The 21778-nt window shown below is 63.4% G+C and carries 17 protein-coding genes; 5 read left to right on the plus strand and 12 right to left on the minus strand.

Features of this window, described 5'->3' with window-relative positions:
* Positions 1–21 precede the first annotated feature (21 nt).
* The 5 genes from ABIA40_RS15535 to ABIA40_RS15555 all read right to left on the minus strand — a co-directional run bounded on the left by ABIA40_RS15535 (position 22) and on the right by ABIA40_RS15555 (position 8006).
* Positions 22–2361, minus strand: coding sequence for a TonB-dependent receptor (locus ABIA40_RS15535; RefSeq protein WP_404541866.1), 2340 nt, complete (start codon positions 2359–2361; stop codon positions 22–24).
* A gap of 250 nt (positions 2362–2611) precedes the next feature.
* Positions 2612–3760 carry an amidohydrolase gene (locus ABIA40_RS15540; RefSeq protein WP_404541868.1) on the minus strand — a complete coding sequence of 383 codons (1149 nt, stop codon included), beginning with the start codon at positions 3758–3760 and terminating at the stop codon, positions 2612–2614.
* 281 nt (positions 3761–4041) lie between these two features.
* Positions 4042–4473, minus strand: coding sequence for a RidA family protein (locus ABIA40_RS15545; RefSeq protein ID WP_404541870.1), 432 nt, complete (start codon positions 4471–4473; stop codon positions 4042–4044).
* Between the two features lie 18 nt (positions 4474–4491).
* A complete protein-coding gene (locus ABIA40_RS15550) occupies positions 4492–5670 on the minus strand; it encodes an acyl-CoA dehydrogenase family protein (RefSeq protein WP_271540750.1) in 1179 nt (392 codons plus the stop codon).
* Positions 5671–5687: 17 nt separating this feature from the next.
* Positions 5688–8006, minus strand: coding sequence for a bifunctional salicylyl-CoA 5-hydroxylase/oxidoreductase (locus tag ABIA40_RS15555; RefSeq protein ID WP_271540751.1), 2319 nt, complete (start codon positions 8004–8006; stop codon positions 5688–5690).
* Positions 8007–8287: 281 nt separating this feature from the next.
* Between ABIA40_RS15555 and ABIA40_RS15560 the strand changes: the two genes are divergently transcribed.
* Entirely contained in the window at positions 8288–8794 is a 507-nt protein-coding gene (locus ABIA40_RS15560) for a MarR family winged helix-turn-helix transcriptional regulator (protein WP_128262334.1), read from the plus strand.
* Positions 8795–8806: 12 nt separating this feature from the next.
* On the opposite strand, the gene ABIA40_RS15565 is transcribed toward ABIA40_RS15560, so the two are convergent.
* Genes ABIA40_RS15565 through ABIA40_RS15595 form a run of 7 tightly spaced genes read right to left on the minus strand, consistent with a single transcriptional unit; the run spans position 8807 to position 16194 of the window.
* Complete coding sequence (locus tag ABIA40_RS15565; protein ID WP_404541872.1) at positions 8807–10462, minus strand: ATP-dependent acyl-CoA ligase; 1656 nt, start codon at positions 10460–10462, stop codon at positions 8807–8809.
* Between the two features lie 18 nt (positions 10463–10480).
* Positions 10481–11638: an ABC transporter substrate-binding protein gene (locus ABIA40_RS15570; RefSeq protein ID WP_404541875.1), complete on the minus strand. Its 1158-nt coding sequence runs from the start codon at positions 11636–11638 to the stop codon at positions 10481–10483.
* A gap of 57 nt (positions 11639–11695) precedes the next feature.
* Positions 11696–12478 carry a cyclase family protein gene (locus ABIA40_RS15575; RefSeq protein ID WP_404546251.1) on the minus strand — a complete coding sequence of 261 codons (783 nt, stop codon included), beginning with the start codon at positions 12476–12478 and terminating at the stop codon, positions 11696–11698.
* Positions 12479–12512: 34 nt separating this feature from the next.
* Entirely contained in the window at positions 12513–13754 is a 1242-nt protein-coding gene (locus ABIA40_RS15580) for an SDR family NAD(P)-dependent oxidoreductase (RefSeq protein WP_404541877.1), read from the minus strand.
* Positions 13751–14929, minus strand: a complete 1179-nt coding sequence (locus ABIA40_RS15585) for a thiolase family protein (protein WP_271540754.1) — start codon at positions 14927–14929, stop codon at positions 13751–13753. Before ABIA40_RS15585 ends, ABIA40_RS15580 begins: the two co-directional genes overlap by 4 nt.
* Positions 14930–14951: 22 nt before the next feature.
* A complete protein-coding gene (locus ABIA40_RS15590) occupies positions 14952–15380 on the minus strand; it encodes an organic hydroperoxide resistance protein (RefSeq protein ID WP_333919222.1) in 429 nt (142 codons plus the stop codon).
* 31 nt (positions 15381–15411) lie between these two features.
* Entirely contained in the window at positions 15412–16194 is a 783-nt protein-coding gene (locus ABIA40_RS15595) for an aspartate/glutamate racemase family protein (protein ID WP_404541879.1), read from the minus strand.
* 635 nt (positions 16195–16829) lie between these two features.
* Between ABIA40_RS15595 and ABIA40_RS15600 the strand changes: the two genes are divergently transcribed.
* The 4 genes from ABIA40_RS15600 to ABIA40_RS15615 are packed head-to-tail and all read left to right on the plus strand — an operon-like array spanning position 16830 to position 21541.
* Complete coding sequence (locus ABIA40_RS15600) at positions 16830–17978, plus strand: ABC transporter substrate-binding protein (RefSeq protein WP_271540755.1); 1149 nt, start codon at positions 16830–16832, stop codon at positions 17976–17978.
* Between the two features lie 43 nt (positions 17979–18021).
* Positions 18022–19065: a branched-chain amino acid ABC transporter permease gene (locus tag ABIA40_RS15605; RefSeq protein WP_271540756.1), complete on the plus strand. Its 1044-nt coding sequence runs from the start codon at positions 18022–18024 to the stop codon at positions 19063–19065.
* A complete protein-coding gene (locus ABIA40_RS15610; protein ID WP_271540757.1) occupies positions 19062–20831 on the plus strand; it encodes an ABC transporter permease subunit in 1770 nt (589 codons plus the stop codon). Before ABIA40_RS15605 ends, ABIA40_RS15610 begins: the two co-directional genes overlap by 4 nt.
* Complete coding sequence (locus ABIA40_RS15615; protein ID WP_109144179.1) at positions 20828–21541, plus strand: ABC transporter ATP-binding protein; 714 nt, start codon at positions 20828–20830, stop codon at positions 21539–21541. The genes ABIA40_RS15610 and ABIA40_RS15615 overlap by 4 nt, the downstream gene beginning before the upstream one ends.
* Positions 21542–21778: the final 237 nt, after the last annotated feature.

The following is a 21778-nucleotide window of genomic DNA, read 5'->3' on the forward strand; positions in this document are numbered from 1 at the left end:
CAGAGCACTAAGGACTAGCTTTCAAAAATTGAACGTCGTCGATAGGAGGTAGGTGCGCGGGGCACCGAGTGACACAGCGCTACTCACGGTGCGATAGGAGTTCCAATACGCCTCGTTGAACACGTTCTCAACGCTTGCGCGAATGACTATCGGCTTGCCGTTCCAAGGCGACAGGAAGGTGTAGCGCGCGCCAAGGTCGACCCGCGTCCACGCAGGAAGCTCCTGGGTGTTAGCATCGTTGGCGTAGCTCTCGCTGGTATAGATTACACGGCCGGTCATAGTCAGCCCAGGCAAGAATGGGGTATCCCACTCGGCACCCATGTTGACGTTAAACGCTGACACGCCCACCGGAACCTTTCCATTGTAGTTGAAAATGATCGTTCCCGCGGACACTGCCTGTCTGACGACCTCACCGTCGATGAAGCTCAAGCCACCGAGCACTCGGAACGTCGGCGTCACTTCTCCGAAGGTCATCAGCTCGATGCCGCGGTTGCGCTGCTCGCCGGAAAGTCGCCTCGCAGGGAGCGCCTGCCCCGGCACCGCGACGGAGATGATGTTCGGACTGGTGATGTCAAATGCGCTCGCCGTGAAGCCGATCCGACCCATATCAACCTTCAGGCCGACTTCCTTCTGCTTGGTTTGAGCGGGAGGAACAATGTCGCCCACGTTCGAATACACCTGGGCTCCGACAACAACTTCCGGCGCCTTTAGACCTTCGATGTAATTTGCGTAGAGGGAGATGTTCTCCACCGGCTTGACAATGACCGCATAGCCGGGGCTCCAAGTCGGCACCTCGACACTCGACTTGGCTGAGGTCAGCAGGTTCAAGCTGTCTACAGCTGCTGTCTGCCGCCTTGCGCCGATTACGAGCTGCAGCCTGTTGTCGAGCATCGACATCGTGTCAGCGATACCGACGCTGGTAAGCTTCGTCTGCGTCTGCAGATTTTGGGCGACAGTAACAAAGTTTGGAAAAGGAATCGGGAGCGGATTGTACAGGTTTGAACTGATAGCAGTACCGGCCCTGCCGAACGAGCTGTAGTCCCGCTCGAAAGCAGAGTAGTTGACCGTCAACAGATGATTGATGGGGCCGGTATCGACCGAGGCGCGCAGCCCCGCCTCGCCCGTATAGTTGTCATAGACATCACTTCCACTGAAAGGAACGGCCGACCAGTTACCGTTTGCGTTCGTGATACGTGGCGAAGGGTAAATGTAGTCAATCTCGCTCTTGTGATATCCGACCGCACCATAGACAGTCACGGACTCCGTTAGGTCGACTTCGCCCCGGGTCAGTGCGAAGGAATCTCGCGGCTTCCAAGTTGCCCAGTCCGGCATGTAGTTCGCTCCGGGCTTTGGAAGTGCGGGCACCGGAATTGTGGTCGCAAAGGGAGGGCTGGTGGTGAACGTTAGAAATCGCAAGGGCGGCTTGAGATTCTCGGCCTGATAGCCCAGATCGGTGGAAAAGCGGACACGCTCGCCGCGGTAGTCCAGATTGAGCACCGCGTTTCCAAACTGGTCGGTTTGTCGGTCATACGCTGTCGATCCACCCCGTCCCATGCCGTTGAAGCGGACTCCCCATTCCTTATGCTCGCCGTATCGTCGGCTAATATCGGTTTGCAGTCCGAATTGAGACTTTGAGATATACAATGCGGTGAGCTGAGTGATGTCGAAGTCGGGAGCTCGCTTCGTTACCAGATTGATGCTGCCACCATTGGCCCCTGCGGGCGGCATCCCTCCGAGAAGCACGCTCGGCCCCTTCAGAACCTCAACACGTTCAAGGAAATTGGCGGACGTTGAGTAGAACGGTGCCATTCCGTAGAGACCATTCATCGAATAGTCGCCACTGTCGTGCCAAAAGCCCCGGATGTACACACCATCAATGCCGTTGCCAGCGGGCGTCTTCGTTCGGACCGAGGGATCGTTGAACAGAACGTCCCCTACTGTGCGCGCTTGCTGGTTCTGTATCAACTCCGCCGTATAGCTCGTCTGGTTGAATGGCGTGTTCATCACACCGCGATTGCCGAGCAGACCGAGGCTTCCGCCGGTTGCGACTTGGCCGCCTGCGTAAGCGGGCGGCACCGTGCCGACCGTACCGGTCGAAGGCACCACATAGGGAACGGGTGCAGCCTGGCGCGGAGCCGCCGCGGCGACGGATCGCTGTCCACGCGAGGCGCGCGTCGGCTGTGATCTCTGGACCGGCTGACGAACTCTCGGCTTGGGGGCATCCACGGTCACGGGCGGCAGATTGGATTGCGCAACCGCACGCTGAAGGTCACCCGAAGATTCCATCGACAGCGCGAGATAACTCACCGCGCCCAACGATAGTGTACGCACGATTTTCCTGGCCGAGAGTTCACGCGTCATTCCTGCGCCCCAATTCCACTTGCAAGCACGTCCCCGTCGCTTCCTAACATACGACTGTGCTGCGAGAAGAAATTGAGACCTAGAAATTATCTAAGGTTGCACGACAAAAACCGTCGTGATCGGAGAAGCGATTTCCTGTTTCGAACTTCACTGCAAATTTTCGAATGCTTCTAGTTTCAAATCGTTCTAATCGCCGATCCAACGTGTGACACGCAGGCGATCCGCTGTCATTCCGTCCGGAATTCTCGATTTAGCCAAGTAGGTTGCGTATGGTGCGAATGAATATTCTTGCACCAATTTCTATCAACTGATCCGGAAAGTCGTAGTTCGACTCATGCAACCCGGGATGCTCTTTGCCGGCTCCCAGGAAGAACATCGCCGACCTCGAACGGAAGCCAAAACGTCCGAAGTCCTCGGAGCCGCGCAGTGGGAGGCCCTCCGCCGAATGTCGCACCCCCTCTGCGTCCAGCGCATTTCTAAGATGGGCAACAGCATCGACGTGGTTTGCGCAATGATTGAAGACGTCGCGATAAGCGATTTCCGTGCTCAGCCCCTCACCGGCCGTCACGCGTCGAACCAAGTCTTCCGCCTCCAGGCGGAGCCGTTCCATCATCACGTCGGTGCATGTTCTCAGTGTCGCCCACAACTCGCCGAAGCCCGGCGCGATACCGAACGCAGGCTCCCCAAGTCTTGCATGGGTGACCGTCAGCATTGAGAAGTCGTCGTCCAGCTCCGTACCGTGCCCAAGTGCGGGAATCTCCAGCAGGAGCCTGGCGAGTGCGTCTTTCGGGGAGATACCGAGCTCCGGATTCGACGCGTGCGTGGTTCGTCCTGATAATCTGATCTGCATTCCTTGCGAGGCGCAATTCACCAAGCCCTCGGCAAGGGAGACCTGTCCAAGACCGAGCCCGGGAAGGTTATGCAGCGCGAAGACAAAGTCGGGCCGCACCTGCTCAAACTTCGCATCAGCCAGAACGGCGGCCGCACCGGACCCGTCCTCCTCGGCCGGCTGAAACAGGAGCGCTACGCGACCTCGGCTTGGACGTTGCTGGCTCAGATTTTGCGCTACGGCCGCCAGAATTGCCATATGACCATCATGACCGCAGAGATGGGCACTTCCTGCTACCGGTGATCGATGCTTGAGTTCTGATTTTTCCTGAATCGGCAGTGCATCCAGTTCGGCCCGAAGCATAATCGTCGGGCCAGACTCACGTCCATCGTAGATTCCAAGCACGCCGTGACCACCGAGGCCCGAAACGATCCTGTCGGCACCCGCCGCCTGAAGACGGGCCCGCACGGCTTCCGCGGTTTTTGCCTCTTGTCCCGACAGTTCCGGCACGGCGTGAAGATGGCGTCGCCATGCCACCAATTCATTCAGATCGTTCTCGGTCAGGAACATTGGGCTTCTTTCTCACTCATGACCGGCGGCGAAACGCCTGTTGTAGTCGCTGCACTGCTCTCGTCAATTCGATCGCGCGGAAGCCGAGCTCAGTATCACGCCTCAGACCGTCTGCTCAGATTTGCAGTCGATAGATTTTTGTGCATCTCCCGGTGCACACATCGTGCACACGCCGCCCCTTAGCGTTGAAAATATCGAGCTCTCGCTCCAATCCATCACGGGCGCCGTGGAGAGCTTTCCATCGTCGCGGTCTCGCCTCGGGCCTGCGGCCGACGCCTTCGTCAGCGCGGGACGACGGCCGTCGCCTCGATCTCGACACGCGAGGATGGCTCGACGAGACGCACGATCTGCACCAGCGCCATGCTGGGGTAATGGGCGCCAATGACCTCGCGATAGACTTTGCCGAGCGCCTTCAGGTTCGACACATATTCGTCCATATCCACGACGTACCAGGTCAGGCGCACGAGATGGTCCGGCCGCGCGCCGCCCTCTGCCAGGATCGCGACGATGTTTTCGAGCGTCTGGCGGACCTGCGCAACGAGTCCGTCGGCAAATCGCCCGGCGGCGTCCCAACCGACCACACCACCCGTCACGATGAGTCGTCCTTCAGCCATGACACCGTTCGCATACCCCTTCGGCTGCGGCCAGCCGCTGGGCTGAAGCAGTTGCAGATCACGCGCAACGGGGGCTTCCGGCTTGCTGATCGTGCTCATGCGTAGTTCTCAATCCTCTCAGCGCGGCTTCAACAGCTCGCGGGCGACAATCAATTTCTGGACCTCGGTCGCGCCCTCGTAGATGCGCAGCGCGCGGATTTCGCGGTAGAGACCTTCGACGACCTCTCCCTTGCGCACGCCGCGGCCGCCGAACATCTGGACGGCACGGTCGATGACGCGCTGCGCGGTCTCGGTGGCGGTCAGCTTCGCCATGGCGGCTTCGCGCGTCGTCGGAAGCTTCTGCACATCGCGGCGCCAGGCCGCGCGGTAGGTCAGCAGCGCCGCCGCGTCGGTGTCGGTCGCCATGTCGCCGAGCGCGGCCTGGGTCAGTTGAAGATCCCCCAGCGTCGCACCGAACATGTTTCGGCTGCGGGCATGCGACAATGCCTCGTCGAGCGCGCGACGGGCAAAGCCGAGGGCTGCGGCGGCGACCGATGCGCGGAAAATATCCAGCGTCTGCATCGCGAGCTTGAACCCGCCCCCGGGCGCGCCGAGCCTACGGCTGGCGGGAATCCGGCAATTGGTGAAGCGCAACGTCGCCAGCGGGTGCGGCGCGATGACGTCGATGCGCTCGGCAATGCTAAAACCGGGATCATCCGGAAAGACGACGAAGGCCGAAATGCCGCGGGCGCCCGGCGCCTCGCCCGTTCGAGCGAACAGCGTATAGACGTCGGCAATACCGCCGTTCGAGATCCAGGTCTTCTCGCCGTCGATGACGTAGTTGTCGCCGTCGGCCCGCGCCGTACATGACATCGCCGCGACGTCCGACCCCGCCTCCTTCTCGGAGAGCGCGAAGGCCGCGAGCCATTCGCCGGAACGCACCTTCGGCAGCACGGCCTTGCGCAGCTCTGCCGAGCCACCCAGAGCAATCGCTCCGGAGCCAAGCCCCTGCATGGCGAAAGCAAAATCCGCGAGGCCATCGGCATAGGCCAGCGACTCGCGCGACAGGCAGATCGAGCGGGAATCGATCGACGTCGCATCGCCATCGGGCGCCGCGACCGCGCAATCGAGCAACCCCGCCTCGCCCATCGCACGCACAAGCTTGCGACAGGCACCATCCACATCATTGTGATCGATCTTGTGAAGGGCTCCCGACTGCACGAAGCGATCGAGCGCCTCGCCGATCGCAAGATGGGGGGACTCGAAGAACGGCCAGTCGAGCCATTCGCGCCGGATCATCTTTACCACGGAGTTCATCCGATCCCCTCCTTCGCTCACTGCGCGGCCACGGCAGCAGCACGCGCCAGATTGGCTTCGTATTGTCCCTTGGCGGACAGATACTGCTTCGGCCAGTTGACCGCTGTGATGCCGATGCGCGCGGCTTCGTGCAGCGTCCAGGCCGGGTCGGCGAGATGCGGCCGCGCAATCGCGCAGAGATCCGCGCGGCCAGCCGCGAGAATCGAGTTGGCGTGATCGGCCTCGGAGATCGCACCGACTGCAATCGTCTCGATGCCGACTTCGTTGCGGATCAGATCGGCGAATGGCGTCTGGAACAGGCGGCCGTAGATCGGCCGTTCCTCCTTCCAGACCTGTCCCGAGGAGCAATCGATCACGTCTGCTCCCGCCTCCTTGAACATCGCAGCGAAGATCGCGGCGTCCGCCGGCGTGTTGCCGCCTTCGGTCCAGTCATGGCAGGACAGCCGCACCGACATCGGCCGATCGGATGGCCATGCCGCGCGCATCGCCCTGAACACCTCCAGCGGAAAGCGCGCACGAGCTTCGTGGCTGCCGCCATATTCGTCGGTCCGCCGGTTGGTCAGCGGCGAGAGGAAGCTCGACAGCAAATAGCCATGGGCGCAATGAAGCTCGAGCCAATCGACCTTGGCGTCGGCAGCACGGTGCGTTGCGGCGACGAAATTGTCGCGGACGCGGTCCATGTCGCTGCGGTTCATCTCCCGCGGCAACTGGCTGTGCGGCAGATAGGGCAGCGCGGAAGCCGAGATCAGCGGCCAATTGCCCGAAGCCAGCGGCTGGTCAATCCCCTCCCAGGCGAGCCGGGTCGATCCCTTCCGCCCGGCATGGCCGAGCTGGATGCCGACCTTGGCGTGTCCGACGCTATGGATCAAATCGACCAGCCGGCGCCATTGTGCCGCTTGCTCATCATTCCAGAGCCCGAGACAGCCCGGCGTGATCCTGGCATCCGGCGAGACGCAGGTCATCTCGGCAAAGATCAACGCGGCGCCGCCCATGGCGCGCGCTCCGAGGTGGGCGATGTGGAAGTCGTTGATGAGCCCGTCCTTCGCCGAATACATCGCCATCGGTGAAACCATGATGCGGTTCGCCAGCGTGAGGCCGCGCACGCGGTGCGGCGTCAGCATCGGCGGCGGTACCCGTTCGCCGTCCTTGACGACGATGCCCGAGCGCGCGGCAAACCATCGCTCGAATCCTTCCAACCAGGCACGGTCGCGCAGGCGCAGGTTTTCATGGCTGATGCGCTGCGAACGCGTCAGCATCGAATAAAAGAATTGCGGCGGTTCGAGCGTATCAGCATAGCGCCGGCCGACTACTTCGAACCATTCCATGGCATTGCGCGCGGCGTTCTGGATGCGCGCCACGTCGACGCGACGCACTTCCTCGTAGGCCTCCAGCACGGTCGGGATGCCCTCGCGTCCGTGACCATGGCGATCGAACTGGTTGGCGAGCTCGATGGCGTCGTCGAGCGCGAGCTTGGTGCCCGACCCGATGGCGAAATGCGCGGTGTGCGCGGCGTCGCCCATCAGCACGACGTGGGAGCGGCCGTTGAACACGTTCCATTTGCCGCAGATCAGGCGGCTGAAATTGAGCCAGGCCGAGCCGCGCAGATGGCGGGCGTTGGTCAAAAGCTTCGCACCGTCGAGCGTCTCCGCAAAGATCTTCTCGCAGAAGTCGATCGACTCCTGCTGATCGAGCTCGCCCAGCCCGTGAGCATTGTAGGCTTCTTCCGTGGTCTCGACGATGAAGGTCGAGGTCTCCGCATCGAACTTGTAGATATGTGCCTGGAACCAGCCGTGCTCGGTCCTCTGGAAATCGAACGTGAAGGCGTCGAACGCCTTCTTGGTGCCGAGCCAGATGTAGCGGTTCGGCCGGATCACCATATCCGGCTGGAACTGTTCGGCATAGCGGGCACGAATCCTGGAGTTGACCCCGTCGCAGGCGACGATCAGGTCGGCGTCGGGAAATTCGAGATCGGACTCCACCTCGCGCTCGAAGGCGAGCTCGACACCCAGAGCCTCGCAGCGCCTCTGGAGAATGTTGAGCAGATGCTTGCGACCAATGCCGATGAAGCCGTGGCCGGTAGTACGCTGGCGCGTCCCCTTGAAGACGAGCTCGATGTCGTCCCAATGATTGAAGGCGTTCTCGATCTCGGCCGCGCTCTCGGGGTCGGCAAGGCGCATCGCAGACATCATGGCATCGGAGAACACCACCCCCCAGCCAAACGTATCGTAGGGCTTGTTGCGCTCGACGACCGTGATGACATGCTCCGGATGTCGACGCTTCATCAGGAGGCCCAGATAGAGGCCGGCCGGCCCGCCGCCGATACAGACTATGCGCATGATCCCTCGCTTTCGCGCGTTGCGCCGAGCTCTCACCCAATTATTTTAAGTATAAAATATTTCCTCGATGCGTGCATTGTCAAGACGGTTCTGCAAAGACGTTGGAGGCAAGCCCCTCACCGCAGCACCGATCATGAAATTCAGTGTAAATCGGATGCACGGCGGCGCCGATTCCGGATCCTTCGGAGGCAGCCTTGAATTTACTTTTGGCACGAACTATCTTGCCGACGTCCACGAGAGCTGCGCCAGCTTTCATGAGCCACGAAGCCCGGGAGATTCGATTGGCACTCGCGAAGGAGTCCACGCCTGTTTCGGCCAGGAATGAGACGGATCAGGAGGCCGAGTACAGGGCTCAGACACGCCTTTGGCTCCGACTGCTCGCCTGCACGTCCCTCATCGAAGGCGAGTTGCGGCGCCGGTTTCGCGAAGAGTTCGACTTCACGATGCCCCGCTTCGACGTTCTCGCCCAGCTCGACCGCGAACCAAGCGGACTTGTGCTGGGAGAGCTGCCCAAGCGCCTGATGGTCTCGGCCGGGAACCTCACGCCAATCGTCGACCGCCTGGTCGCAGATGGATACATCACCCGCACGGCGTCGAACCTCGACCGGCGCGTGCAGATCGTCTGTATGACGGTCGAAGGCCGCAAGATCTTCAGGCGAATGGCCAAGAGCCACGGCGCATGGCTTGCCGAGCTGCTGGCGGATTTCCCGGCAGACCGGTTCGATGGATTGATCGGCGAACTCGACGAACTCAAGGCCGCCGTCAGGGACGCCCTGCAAAAACCTTAAGCGAATACGATGTCAGCGTCGTACCTTCACTCCGGCCGCTTCGCGATCCCATGTATCCGTCGTGACGCCGGCATCGCGCAGTACGCCCTTCTTGATCTTGCCGTTCTCCGTCAGCGGCATCTGACTGAGGATTCGCACATAACGCGGAATAGCGAAATAGGCGATCCGCCCTTCGCAATGCCTGACGATGTCGACGGGCTGTAGCAAGTGGCCCGGTTCCAGCAGAATCGCAGCAGCAACTTCATCCTCACCCAACTCCGATGGCAGCGGGTAGATCGCGCAGGCAGCGACCGCGGGATGCGCCTGGATGGCCTGCTCGACTTCCCACGAGGACACGTTCTCGCCACGCCTGCGGATGGAATCCTTCATGCGATCGACGAAGCGATAATGCCCGTCGGAATCGCGAACGACCCGATCGCCGGAGTGGAACCAGAGATTTCGCCAGGCCTCCACGGTCTTCTCCGGCATGCCGAAATAGCCGGACGCGAACGCAAAGGGTTCTCTCGCGCGAAGCACGAGCTCGCCGGCCTCTCCATCAGGCAGCGCGGAATCATTCTCGTCGACGATCCGCGCCTCGATGCCATCGGCCAGGTACCCCATAGTCCCCGCCCGATCCGACGGGATCGTGCCGGCGAACACAAAATTCGTCTCGGTCGACCCGTAGCCGTCGACCAGCGGTACGCCGAAGCGCTCGCGGAACGGGCCGTGGATTTGCGGCGGCACGCCGCCGCCAAGCGCGACACGAAGACGATGCATTGACTCGTCTGCGCTCTTCGGCTGCGCCAGGAGCATCGACGCCATCGCACCGAGCAGATAGCCGACCGTCGCATTGTGGTGTCGCGCGGCAGCCCAAAAGCCGGAAGCAGAGAACTTCGACTCGAGCACGTACGTGCATCCGTTCAGCAGCGCCTGATAGAACGCATTCAGCGCGTTGGTGTGGAACAGCGGCAGCGTCGTGAACAGCACATCGCCCTCGCGGATTCCGAGCGCGCGCGCCGAATAGATGCCCCACCAGAACAGCTGCGCCTGCGGACAGCACACACCCTTCGCAGGCCCCGTGGTGCCCGACGTATAGAGGATCGCAACGGTGTCACCGGGACGGACGGCGCCCGCCGGGGCTGCGGCGCCAAGAGGCGGCAGCGGGACCGCGGAAATCCTGGCACCGACCGCGTCGGCGCCAGCTCCGATGATCCAGGTCCGAGGCGGCAGCTCGACATCCGCCTCGACACTATCGACCGCGCTGGCGAACTGAGCCTCGACGACGAGAAGCGCGGGTTGCGAGTTGCGGAAAATGTGTGACAGCTGGAAGCCGCGCAACGCGGTATTGATCGGGACGGCGATCGCCCCCAGCCACGCACAGCCGAGATAGACCTGCAAGAACTCCGGACGGTTCGAGCACATCAGCGCGACCCGGTCGCCCGGCTTGATCCCGGCATCGACCAGCGTCTGGGCCGACGCAGCCGCAATCGCCGCAGCCTGCGCAAAGGTCCAACGCGTCTCCCCGGCCACGAGCAGAAGGCGGTCGCCGTAACGCTCCGCCTGCCGCGTGAGCATCGTCGAGAGGATGCGCTCAGACGGCGGAAACGACGCCATCGCGCGCGCCCAGGCAGGCGTCACGTCCTCACCGCCGACCACCTCGCTGATGTTCGCCAGCGCATCTTTCTCCATTGCGACCGTGCTCGCACCTCAAGGCAACAGCTTGTACTTGCCGTCCTCGATCTGAACCATGATGCGCGAGCGATCGTCGACCCCATGCCGGTCCGCCGGCGTGTAGGTGTAGACGCCCTGCGTCCCGACCACCTCTTTGGTGGTGAACAGCGCCTGGCGAATCGCGGTACGGAACTCAGGTGAGCCTGGTTTGGCACCGGTTTCCAGCGCACGCTTGGCGGCGTCGGCGAAGATCAGCCAGCCGTCGAAGGAATAGGACGAGAATGAATCCGTCGGCGCCTCGCCGTTGGCCTTTTCGAAGGCCGCGCGGAAATCCAGGGCGACCTTCTTTATCGGATTGCTGGCCGCAAGCTGCTCCGCCGCGGTCACAGGTCCCGTCGGGCACATGATGCCGTTGGCGGCCTTGCCGGCCAGACGAAGGAAATCGGCGCTGATCAGCCCGTGATTGCCATAGAGCGGTCCCTTATATCCCCGCTCGGACAGCGCGATGACCGGCAGCGCGCCTGGCGTGCCGGTGCCGCCGAGCATGATGGCGTCGGGACGCGCGGCGAGTGCGCGCAGCACCTGAGCCGTCACCGAGGAGTCCGACCGGGCATAGCGTTCGTTGGCGACGACCTTGATGCCAGCGGCCTTCGCACTCTGCTCGAGCGAATTGTACATGAGATCGCCGAACGCGTCGGAGAAACCGATGAAGGCGACGGTCATCAGGCCCTTGGCCTTCATGTGGTCGACGATTCCTCGCACCAGAAGCGGCGTCGGCTGCGGCGTCTGCACGACCCAGGGACCGCCGTCGCCTGACGGCACCGGTGCGATCGGCGACACCGCGATCATCGGAATCTTCATCTCGATGGCCGCGGTCGCCATCGCGAGCGTCTGGGGAGCGCCGGACGTGCCGATCAGGATATCGACCTTCTCCTGTTCCACCAGCTTGCGCGCATTGCGTGCCGACGCGGTCGGATCGGAGCCGTCGTCGAGCTGGATGACCCGCAGCTTCTCGCCGCCGATTTCGCCGATATAGACCTGACCTGCCGCGATCCCCTTCGCGTTGGGAATACCAATCGATGATACCGGCCCGCTGAGGCCGGTGACGAATCCGACGAGGATCTCGGCCTGCGCGAATTGCGGAACGGCAAGCAGCAATGCAGTGAAAGCCACCAGGCTCTTGATCAAGTTCATGGCACCTGTCTTACGTGAGAATTTCTTGGTCTGATTGGCGAGCGCCATGGATTGGGCTCAGGTCGACGACGCCAGAGCGATGACTCGAAGCGGGCTGCCGGAACCGTTCTGGATCTTCAGTGGCGAGGCCACGATGACGGCGCCGGTGGCCGGAAGCTGATCCAGGTTACACAGGCATTGCAGGCCGTAGCGGCCCGCGCCGTGCAGAAAGTGATGCGCGGGATAAGGCGGCTCGAAGTGCCCGGCCTGCCCCGCATCCGTGCCGATGGTTTCGGTGCCGAAACCGATGACACCGCGCTCCTCCACCAGCCACTTCATCACCGCCGGGTTCGGGCCCGGCGTATGCGCGCCGTCGTCCCCGAGATTGGAGTAATCGCGCCAGCCTTTCTTCGACCAGTCGGTCCTGAGCAGCACCCAATTCCGCTCGGGGATACGGCCGTGCCTGGCTTCCCAGGCTTCGACAATCGGGACGGTCAGCAGGAAATCGGGATCCTGCGCTGCCTGCGCCGAGCAGTCGATGACACAGGCCGGTGCAATCATGTCCTTGGCGGGCATCGTGTCGACGGCATTGTTCGGCAGGTTCTTGCCGGTGAACCAGTGAATCGGCGCGTCGAAATGCGTGCCGGTGTGTTCGCCGAACGTAACGTTGTTCCAGTACCAGGCCGGGCCGCGACCATCGTATCGCGATATTTCCTGGATGCGGACAGGCGCGGCCTGACCGAACTCCGGCGGGAGGACGATGACCGGAAAGTCCGGACTGAGTGTGAAGGTCAGATCGACGACGCGCACCGCGCCGGAAGAAATCGCACTCGCCAGCTCTAGGAGACTCTTGCTTTGCATGGTCACGTCCTCCAGCTCGGTTGAAATCCGCTTGCTATCTGTCAAGCTCGCGCTCGAGCGCTTTCGGATTGGCCGCGAGACGTTGTCGGATCTCCTCGGCGACATCTCCGACATACATCTCTTCGAGCCCGCTCTTGAGGCCCGAGACGATCGCCTGCGCGATCACGCGCGGCGCGACCTTCGGCGGCGGCACGGTCTGGAACCATTCGGTGTCGACAGGGCCGGTGAACAGGTTCATTACCCGGACGCCGCCGGGCCGCAACTCCGCGCGCAAGCAATGCGACAGCGACAGGCACGCCGCTTGCGAGGCCGAGTAGGCGCCGAAGGCGGGCCAGTTCGCCAGTGCATAGACCGAGAGAATATTGACCCATGCGGCACTGCTGTTGATGCCGTCGGCACCGCGCATCCGCATGGTGGGGCCAAAGGCTTGAGCGAGATTGATGAAGCCGAGATAGGCCTGATCGATCTCGTCCCGTGCGATGCTCGTGCCTCTGCGATCGAGCAGGCCGCCCGGCCGGACATATTCCGTCGTGTTGACGAGAATATCGACCTTGCCGCCGATATCGGCCGCAAGATCGCTAGCCGATTTTTCGTCAGCCGCATCGAGAGTCACGATCTCGATCCCCTCCTGGCCCCGCAGCCGCTCCTCGCCGGCGAACGGCCGCCATGGTTCGGCAACGCCGACGAACACCGTCTTGGCGCCCGCCGCCGTCAAGGCGGCGACGGCTTCCTGACCGATGACGCTGCGGCCGTTGGTGACGAGCGCGCGACGAAATTTCGGATCGGCCGTCATCTCCCGCCACTGCTTGTCGTCTGCCATGTTGGGAGTCTCCCCTTCGGGACGGGCAAAGGCCACCGCCTGGCCGCTCTTGTCGAGTTGCAGCGACATGCTGACGGCCGCGCCCTCTGCGCAGTCGGCATGAAGATGTGCGACGATCGTCGGACCGCAATCCATCTTGACGAGGCCGATCCGCCACGGCGCCCGTTCGCGGAAATAGACGTCGCTCGGCACCCGTGCCGTTGTCTCGGCAAGCAGTACACCTCGCCGCGGCGCATCGACGAAAGCGAGGCCGGCCGAAAGACAAGACGGGCAGGCTTCGCGCGCCGGATAGGCAAAGGCGCCGCAAGCCTCGCAGCGCTGCAGCATAAAGCGGCCTTCGGCGGCCGCACGCGTGAACCCGTGCGACATCCTGCTGCGCGGTCGTGGTGGCGAGGCCGGTAGCCGCGTCCGCAGCAGCGGGTTCTTGCGCCGGGGGGGCTTGATCGGCTCTATCATCGCGAAGGTCCAGCAAGGATCGCGGCACCCGAGGCGAGACCACGATCATAGTTGATCATACCGAACCCGGAGGCCAGAGCGAGGCTCGCATTCCTGACTTGCGTGGGACCGGCACTGCCCAGAACCTGCCGCAGCCCTTCAACGAGGCCGAGATAGGCGCCGGCGGCACCGGCCTGCCCGACCGAGAGCTGTCCGCCCGAGGTATTGTGCGGGAAGTCGCCGTCGATGGTGAGATCGTGTTGGCGCACGAACTCAGCGCCCTCGCCCTTCTTGCAGAATCCGAGATCCTCGAACTGCATCATCGTGATGACGGGATAGTCGTCATAGGTCTGCACGACATCGAGATCGTCAGGCTTGACGCCGGCCATCGCATAGAGCTCGCCGACATCCATCGCCCAGCCGCCGCGCACCTGCATCGGATCGTCGGCAAAGGCATTGTGCCGCTCGATCGTCGAAAGGAGTCGCGCGGCGGGCAGCTTCAGGGATGAAGCCGTCTCATCGCGCATCACGAGGAAAGCTTCCGCGCCCGCACAGGGCATCACGCAATCAAACAGGTGGATCGGATCGGAGATCGGCCGGGCCGCCAGGTATTGCTCGAGCGTGAGCGGCGCCTTCATGAGCGCATGCGGGTTGCGCAGGGCATTGGCGCGCTGGGCGACAGCGATCTTGCCGACGTCCTCGCGCGCGACGCCGAACATTCGCATATAGTTGCGCGCAATCAGCGCAAAGCTGGCATTGGCGCCGCCCGCGCCGTAAGGATAGACGGCGTCCTGATTGAACCGCGAGAAATTCTCCAGCGTCAGCCTGAACGAATCGACGTGATTGGTGTCGCCAGCGACGCACCCCACGATGTCGGCATCGCGCGCCTGAACCGCGCGCGCGGCCTTGCGCAGCGCCGCGATGGCGCTGGCGCCGCCGAGCGGGATCGTGTCCAACCACCGGACGCAGAGCCCGAAATGCTGCGTCAAGCCGACGCCACTGTCCGTGCCCATGGTGAAACTGGAGACGCACAGGCCGTCGATATCGGAGGCCTTGATGCCGGCCTGCGCGACGAGCGCGCTCAGCGCCCGCCCGATCCACCATTGCGCGCTCTCGATGGAGTAGCGCACATAGGGAATCGTGACGGGAGCCGCGATCACCACGCCGTCATATGGTGCGCGCAAGGTGTTGGTCACCGACCGTCCTCGTTCATCCGCCTCAGACCACCGTCAGTTTCACGTCAATATTGCCGCGGGTTGCGTTGGAATAGGGGCAACGCTCATGCGCACCGGCAACGACCTCTTCGGCCACGGCCTTCTCGACACCGGGCAGGTTGACTTTCAGCTCGACAGCGAGGGCATATCCGACGGGCACCGGCCCCATCGCAACCTTCGCAGTCACGGAGGGCTCGGCAGAGGGCACTACCTTCCGCGTGCGCGCGACGAGCCTGACCGCGCCGAGAAAGCAAGCGGCATAGCCGGCCGCAAAGAGCTGCTCGGGATTGGTGCCTTCGCCACCGGGACCACCCATCGATTTCGGCAAGGACAGGGACACCGAGAGCAGACCGTCAGCGCTGGCCGCCTTGCCATCCCGGCCTCCGGTCGCCGTCACCTCGGTCTCGTACAGGATCTTTTCGGGGGTCATCATTATTTGTTCTCCAGGAACGGTTTTTCGAGCACTAGCGGCTGTTACGGGCAAGTAGCGCGCGGAAGTCATCGCGGGCCTGGGCGCTGGCCCGCCTGAAGCTCGGCCCGCGGCTGGGCTCGGTGCCATTGAGCTTCCGGAGCTGCACCCACATCTCGGCACTCTTGAGCGCCACGGCCGCGCAGTTGACCACCGGAGCGTAGCCGACCTTCAGGCCATGCTCCCGCCCGATCAAGAGGCCTGGCAACACGCCGGCCGGGATCACGACATCCGCGCCGCGTTCCACCAGCGGGAGCGCGCAGGCGACGAAATCCTTGACCATGCGGGCTTGCGCGGCAGCGTTTCCGGCGAACGCATCGGCGAAATCATCCGGCCTGCAGCCAAGGCCGGTCACATGGACGACGCGATCGCCGAGGCCGTAACGCTCAGCCTGCTCATAGTGCAAGACCTCGAAGACGGGATCGAGCGTCACAAGACCTAGCCGCCGCCCGAGTTGAGAGGCCGCCAGCAACGTCGCCTCGCCAGTCCCGATCACGGGAATGTCGAGCGCCGAGCGCAACTCGTAGAGTCCGGGATCCTGGAAATGCCCCATGACGAAGGCGTCGAACCCACCCTCCTCCGCTGCGATGCCGTTGTCGATTGCCTGGACCGCACAGCGCAATTCCGCGAGCCGTCCGAACTCGCGGTCCGGCGGACTGATGCCCTGGACGTGGACCGCCGTGCCTGGCGCAGCGATGTCGTTCAGGTATTCCGACAGCCGCGCCATGTAGGGCGCATTCACGCTCGCATCAACAAAGCTCTGCCAGAAGATGCGCATCGTCCTTCTCCTCAAGCGGTGATCGGAGGATCGGTCGTCGGCTGCCGATGAATATATTTCAATCATAAACTAATTGACGCGTCAAATGCGCGCGGCCGCGACGGTGACCAGTGCCGTCGGGGCCAAGGCGAGCACAGCGTTTTTGATCGGTGGAATAGCGCAGAAGCGCCGCACACTGACGAAATTGTATGCAACAACATTTTCTTCTGACAGCCCCGTGACACGTGTTGACGGCGCCACCGGAGTTACTTTAGGCTTTAAGTAATTCCTCGCCGGTCAAGGACCGGTGGCCATGACAATGATGTTGCAGGGCACCGATTTTGAGAGACTCGATCGTGTGGACAGTCGCCGTGCTCGAACAGCCGGCCTTAGCAGCAGCATCGCCGGTCGCGCATCGCGGCGGCATCGACGACCTTTCATCGCTCCGGAAAACGCCCGCTTGCATGTGCCGGTGGGCCTATCGTTCGCGCGGCACGCAACATCATGACTGCTGAGCGCCGGGCCAGCACACTCTCTTCGGTCGCGCCCGGTATTTGGCGCCGCAGCAATGTTTTCAATCGGTCGGTTCGTCGTTCGGTGACCCCGCGCGGCAGCATCGAAGCATTCCTATCCAGCATCAACGGAGGAGAACGCATATGCGCAAGGCTCTGAGTTTACTTGCACTTGCTGCCGGCATCGTCACAGCCCCCGCCGCGCGGGCCGATATCACCATCGGCTTCGTCACCTCGCTCAGCGGCAACGGCTCGTCGATCGGCATCCCCTACGGGCGCGGCATCAACGCGGCCTATGAATACAAGAAGACCGTCAACGGCGAGACCATCCGCCTGATCCAGCTCGACGACGGCTCCGACCCGTCGGCCGCGACCCGCAACGCCCGCAAGCTGGTGGAAGAAGAGAAGGTCGACCTCCTGATCGGCACGGCGACGGCGCCCTCGACCATCGCCATGGCGGCAGTGGCGAGCGAATTGAAAGTGCCGATGATCGCGGTTTCGCCGATCGGCAAACTGCCGGAAACACCCGAGCAGTGGGTGGTGTCGGTGCCGCAGCCTGCATCCCTCCTCGTCAAGATCATCGCCGATCGCATGAAGCGCGATGGCATGAAGAACATCGGCTATATCGGCTTCTCCGACGCCTGGGGGGACCTCGTCTACAACGGCGCCAAGGCGGCGGAGGCCGCCGGCGACGTCAAGATCCAGACCAACGAGCGCTATGCGCGCACCGACACTTCGGTCACCGCGCAGATCCTCAAAGTGCTTGCGGCGCGGCCGGACGCCGTCCTGGATGGTGGCTCGGGGACCCAAGGTGCGCTGCCGCTCCTCAGCCTCGCGGAGCGCGGCTTCAAGGGAAACACCTACGGCACGGTGGCGCTCGTCAATCCGGACTTCGTGAACGTCGGCGGCAAGGCGGCCGAAGGCATCCAGGTCTCCGCCGGCCCGGTCATCGTGGCCGAGCAGCTGCCCGACGAACACTTCGCCAAGAAGATCGCGCTGGATTTCCGCAGCGTCTACCAAAAGGTCCATAACATCCCCACCACGGACGGCTTCTCCGCGTACTCGTTCGACGCCTGGCTGATCTTCGCCAACGCAGCAGAGCGCGCGCTCAAGACGGCGAAGCCCGGCACGGCGGAATTTCGCGCCGCCCTGCGGGACGCGATTCTCAGCACCAAGGAGCTGCCCGGCGTGCACGCCATCTACAACTTCAAGCCCGGCTCGGTGACCGGCGTCGATGAGCGCGCGCTGGTCGTGGTGCGCCTGACCGGCGGCGCCTGGAAATACGCGCCGTAGTCGGACAGCGGCAGGCCACCAGAACAAGGGGACGGCGTTCTCAATGACGAGCGACATCGCAGCCATTCTTGCGATCGACGGGATCGCCACCGGCGCAGTCTACGCGCTGGTGGCGATCGGGACCGTCCTCATCTTCACCGTGACACGGGTCATCTTCATTCCCTTTGGCGACATCGCGGCCTTCACGGCGCTGACGCTGGCGGCGCTCGACGCTAAGCGCTTTCCGGGCACGGGCGCGCTGGTCCTCATCCTTGCGTGCCTCGCAACCCTGATCGAAATCGTCTCGCTGCTGCGCAATGGCGAGCGTCAGCTGCTTCCGCGCGCTCTCTTCTTCTATCTCGCATTGCCGCTGGCCGTTGTTGGTCTCGCCTGGCTGACCATGCGCGCCGATCCGCCGCTCGCCATCAGGCTCGTGCTGGCCTTGATGCTGATCACCCCCATCTCCCCGCTGCTGGACCGGATCGTCTTCCGTCCCATTGCGGACGGAACGGTGCTGCTGCTCCTGACCGTCTCCGTCGCCCTGCACTTCGCGCTGGTCGGCCTTGGGCTGCTCTTCTTCGGTCCCGAGGGTGTCAGGACCGAGCCGCTGACGTCATTGTCGACCGAGCTTGCGGGCGTGCTGATCTCGGGCCAGACCATGCTGATCGTGATCGCAGCCCTCGTCTTCTCTGGCCTGCTCTATCTCTTCTTCGACTTCACGCTGGTCGGTAAATCGCTCCGCGCCACGGCCGTGAACCGGACCGGCTCCCGCCTGATGGGCATACGTCCCGCCCGCGCCGGCACCATCGCCTATCTCCTGGGCTCGCTGATGGCCGGCGTCTCCGGAATCCTGATCGCGCCCGTCAACACCATATTCTACGATTCCGGCTTCCTGCTCGGCCTCAAGGCCTTCGTCGGCGCCATCGTCGGCGGCATGACCAGCTATCCCGGCGCGGCCATCGGCGCGGTCGGCGTCGGTATCCTCGAAAGCTTCGCATCCTTCGAGAGCAGCGCGCTGAAGGATGTCATCGTGTTCTCGCTTCTGATCCCCATCCTGATCTGGCGATCCCTCGCCTCGCTGCATTCCGAGGAGGAGATCGAGGAATGACGCGCCTTCACGTTCAGCTCGCGGCGGTGGCGGCGGTAGCGTGCCTCGCGCTCGCGCCATTCGTCCTCAACCCCTTCAGCATCACGCTGATGAACTATATCGGCATCTATTCGCTGGTCGCGATCGGCCTTGCCCTGCTCACTGGCGTCGGCGGCATCGTGTCCTTCGGACAGGCCGCCTTCGTCGGCGTCGCGGCCTATGCCACGGCCTGGGTCTCTGCTCTGAATGGATATTCGCCGTGGCTCGGCCTCGTGTTCGGGGTGGCGCTGACCTGCGGTGTCGCGACCGTCCTCGGCGTCGTCACCTTGCGGCTCCAGGGCCATTTCCTGTCGCTCTCGACCGTCGCCTGGGGGCTCGCCATCGGCTTCCTGTTCGGCAATGTCGAGGGACTCGGGCGCTTCAACGGCATCTCGTCGATCCCGCCGATCAGTATCGGATCATTCGCGCTCGTCTCGAGCGCCCAGATCTATTTCCTGATCTGGGGCATCGTCGTCGTGGTGCTTTTCCTCGGCTACAATCTCCTGGACTCCCGGGTCGGCCGTGCCATGCGCGCGCTGCGCGGCGGCAATATCCTGGTCGAAAGCCTCGGCATCAACGCGTTCCGGATCAAGCTCGTGACGTTCGTGATCGCGGCCTTCCTCGCCTCGCTCTCCGGCTGGCTCTACGCCCATATGAGCCGCTTCATCAGCCCGGGCCCGTTCGAGGCCGGCATGGGCATCGAATATCTGATGATGTCGATGGTCGGCGGCGCCGGCAGCTTGCTCGGCGGCGTCGTGGGCGCCGCTATCGTCACCCTACTCAAGAACAGCGTGCAGGACTATCTGCCGCTGATCGCCAAGGGCGCGTCCGGCCAGCTCGAGATCGTCGCCTTCTCCGCGCTGTTCATCCTGTTCCTGCAATGGGCGCGGCAGGGCATCGTGCCGTTCGTCGCGCGCTACTTGCCGAAGATCAAGCGCGAACGGCCGCCAGCCGCCCCGCCACTGCCCCGCCGTCCCCAGCCGAAACCGGGCGAACTGCTTCTGAAGGTCGACGGCGCCGAACGGCGGTTCGGCGGTCTCGTCGCCGTCAACAATGTCAGCTTCGAAGTCCGCTCCGGCGAGATCCTCGCCGTCATCGGCCCAAACGGCGCCGGCAAGAGCACGATGTTCAACTGCCTGACGGGCGCACTCAGGGTCAACAAGGGCGAGATCGTCTTTGCCGGACGCGCCATCACGCGCGATCCACAATCCCGCATCGCGAGGGACGGAATCGCCAGGACCTTCCAGCATGTGAAGCTGCGGCCGCGCATGAGCCTGCTCGAGAACGTCATGCTCGGCACCTACGCGCGCACCAGCACGGGCCTGTTCGCCGGCGCCCTCCGCCTCAACCAGCGCGAGGAAGCCAGCACCCGGCACGAGGCCTTGAAGCAGCTCGAGCGCGTCGGGCTCGGCGACAAGCCGTTCGAGCTCGCGGGCAATCTGCCGCTCGGCAACCAGCGCATCCTGGAGATCGCGCGCGCGCTCGCCGCAGACCCGGCGCTGCTGGTGCTGGACGAGCCCGCCGCGGGCCTGCGTCGCCAGGAGAAGCTCAGGCTTGCGGAGCTGCTCCGCTCGCTGCGGTCGGATCATCTGACCATCCTGATCGTCGAACATGACATGGAGTTCGTGATGTCGCTGGTCGACCGCATCGTCGTGCTCGACTTCGGCTCCAAGCTCTGCGAGGGCGCGCCTGCCGCGATCCGGAGCGACGAACGGGTTCAAGAGGCCTATCTCGGAGGCGTCGCGTGAGCGAGATGTTTTCCATGACGGATGTGACCGTCTGCTACGACAATGTCGAAGCGGTCCGCAACGTCTCGCTGTCGGTCGAGGAAGGCCAGATCGTCACCGTGATCGGCCCGAACGGCGCCGGCAAGACCACGCTGCTGATGGCCGCTATCGGATTGCTCGCCTCCCGCGGCCGCCTCGTCTTTCAGGGCAACGACATCGGCAGGATGTCCGTCGAGGACCGCGTCGAGCGTCGGCTGTGCCTCGTGCCGGAGAAGCGCGAGCTGTTCTCCGACATGTCGGTCGCCGACAATCTCCTGCTCGGCTCCTACAGCCTGCGCGACCGCTCGGGCGTCCAGAAGACGCTGGACGAGGTCTATGATCGCTTTCCGCGCCTGAAGGAGCGGCAGCGCCAGGCCGCCGGCACCCTCTCCGGCGGCGAGCGCCAGATGCTGGCGCTCGGGCGCGCGCTGATGGCCAAGCCGAAGCTGCTCATGCTCGACGAGCCGAGCCTCGGCCTCGCACCGCTGATCGTGCGCGAGATCTTCCGCACCATCGCCTCGCTGCGCGATCTCGGCGTCTCGATCCTGCTGGTCGAGCAGAACGCCCGCGCCGCGCTGGAGACGGCCGACTACGGCTATGTGCTCGAGACCGGCGAGATCGTGCAGTCCGGCCCCGCCAAGGATCTCATCCACGATCCCCGGCTGATCACGGCCTATCTCGGCGGACACTAGCGCCGGCCCTGGATCAGGCCCGCTCGCTGAAAACAGAAACGTCGAAAACAACCCCATGCACAGTAGCCGGTGACAGCGATTTCAATGACTTGGCGGCGAGCCTTGCGGATTTTACGAAAACAGGTTGTTCCGTCGGGCAAAACAGGGGCATAATGCCATCATCGCCCCAATTCCAGTTGGTGCGAGTTGAGCAGCTCGTGGAGCTTGGCTTGACCGTCTGTTTCGCGCGCCGAACCG

It is taken from the genome of Bradyrhizobium sp. USDA 223, assembly GCF_044909005.1.
GTDB lineage: Bacteria > Pseudomonadota > Alphaproteobacteria > Rhizobiales > Xanthobacteraceae > Bradyrhizobium > Bradyrhizobium yuanmingense.

Excerpts from the sequence above, each read along its gene's own strand:
- ABIA40_RS15580 (WP_404541877.1), bottom strand. The coding sequence starts at position 13,754 with ATGATAGAGCCGATCAAGCCCCCCCGGCGCAAGAACCCGCTGCTGCGG.
- ABIA40_RS15565 (WP_404541872.1), bottom strand. The coding sequence starts at position 10,462 with ATGGAGAAAGATGCGCTGGCGAACATCAGCGAGGTGGTCGGCGGTGAG.
- ABIA40_RS15595 (WP_404541879.1), bottom strand. The coding sequence starts at position 16,194 with ATGCGCATCTTCTGGCAGAGCTTTGTTGATGCGAGCGTGAATGCGCCC.
- ABIA40_RS15570 (WP_404541875.1), bottom strand. The coding sequence starts at position 11,638 with ATGAACTTGATCAAGAGCCTGGTGGCTTTCACTGCATTGCTGCTTGCC.
- ABIA40_RS15590 (WP_333919222.1), bottom strand. The coding sequence starts at position 15,380 with ATGATGACCCCCGAAAAGATCCTGTACGAGACCGAGGTGACGGCGACC.
- ABIA40_RS15575 (WP_404546251.1), bottom strand. The coding sequence starts at position 12,478 with ATGCAAAGCAAGAGTCTCCTAGAGCTGGCGAGTGCGATTTCTTCCGGC.
- ABIA40_RS15550 (WP_271540750.1), bottom strand. The coding sequence starts at position 5,670 with ATGAACTCCGTGGTAAAGATGATCCGGCGCGAATGGCTCGACTGGCCG.
- ABIA40_RS15540 (WP_404541868.1), bottom strand. The coding sequence starts at position 3,760 with ATGTTCCTGACCGAGAACGATCTGAATGAATTGGTGGCATGGCGACGC.
- ABIA40_RS15600 (WP_271540755.1), top strand. The coding sequence starts at position 16,830 with ATGCGCAAGGCTCTGAGTTTACTTGCACTTGCTGCCGGCATCGTCACA.
- ABIA40_RS15610 (WP_271540757.1), top strand. The coding sequence starts at position 19,062 with ATGACGCGCCTTCACGTTCAGCTCGCGGCGGTGGCGGCGGTAGCGTGC.
- ABIA40_RS15545 (WP_404541870.1), bottom strand. The coding sequence starts at position 4,473 with ATGAGCACGATCAGCAAGCCGGAAGCCCCCGTTGCGCGTGATCTGCAA.
- ABIA40_RS15555 (WP_271540751.1), bottom strand. The coding sequence starts at position 8,006 with ATGCGCATAGTCTGTATCGGCGGCGGGCCGGCCGGCCTCTATCTGGGC.
- ABIA40_RS15605 (WP_271540756.1), top strand. The coding sequence starts at position 18,022 with ATGACGAGCGACATCGCAGCCATTCTTGCGATCGACGGGATCGCCACC.
- ABIA40_RS15535 (WP_404541866.1), bottom strand. The coding sequence starts at position 2,361 with ATGACGCGTGAACTCTCGGCCAGGAAAATCGTGCGTACACTATCGTTG.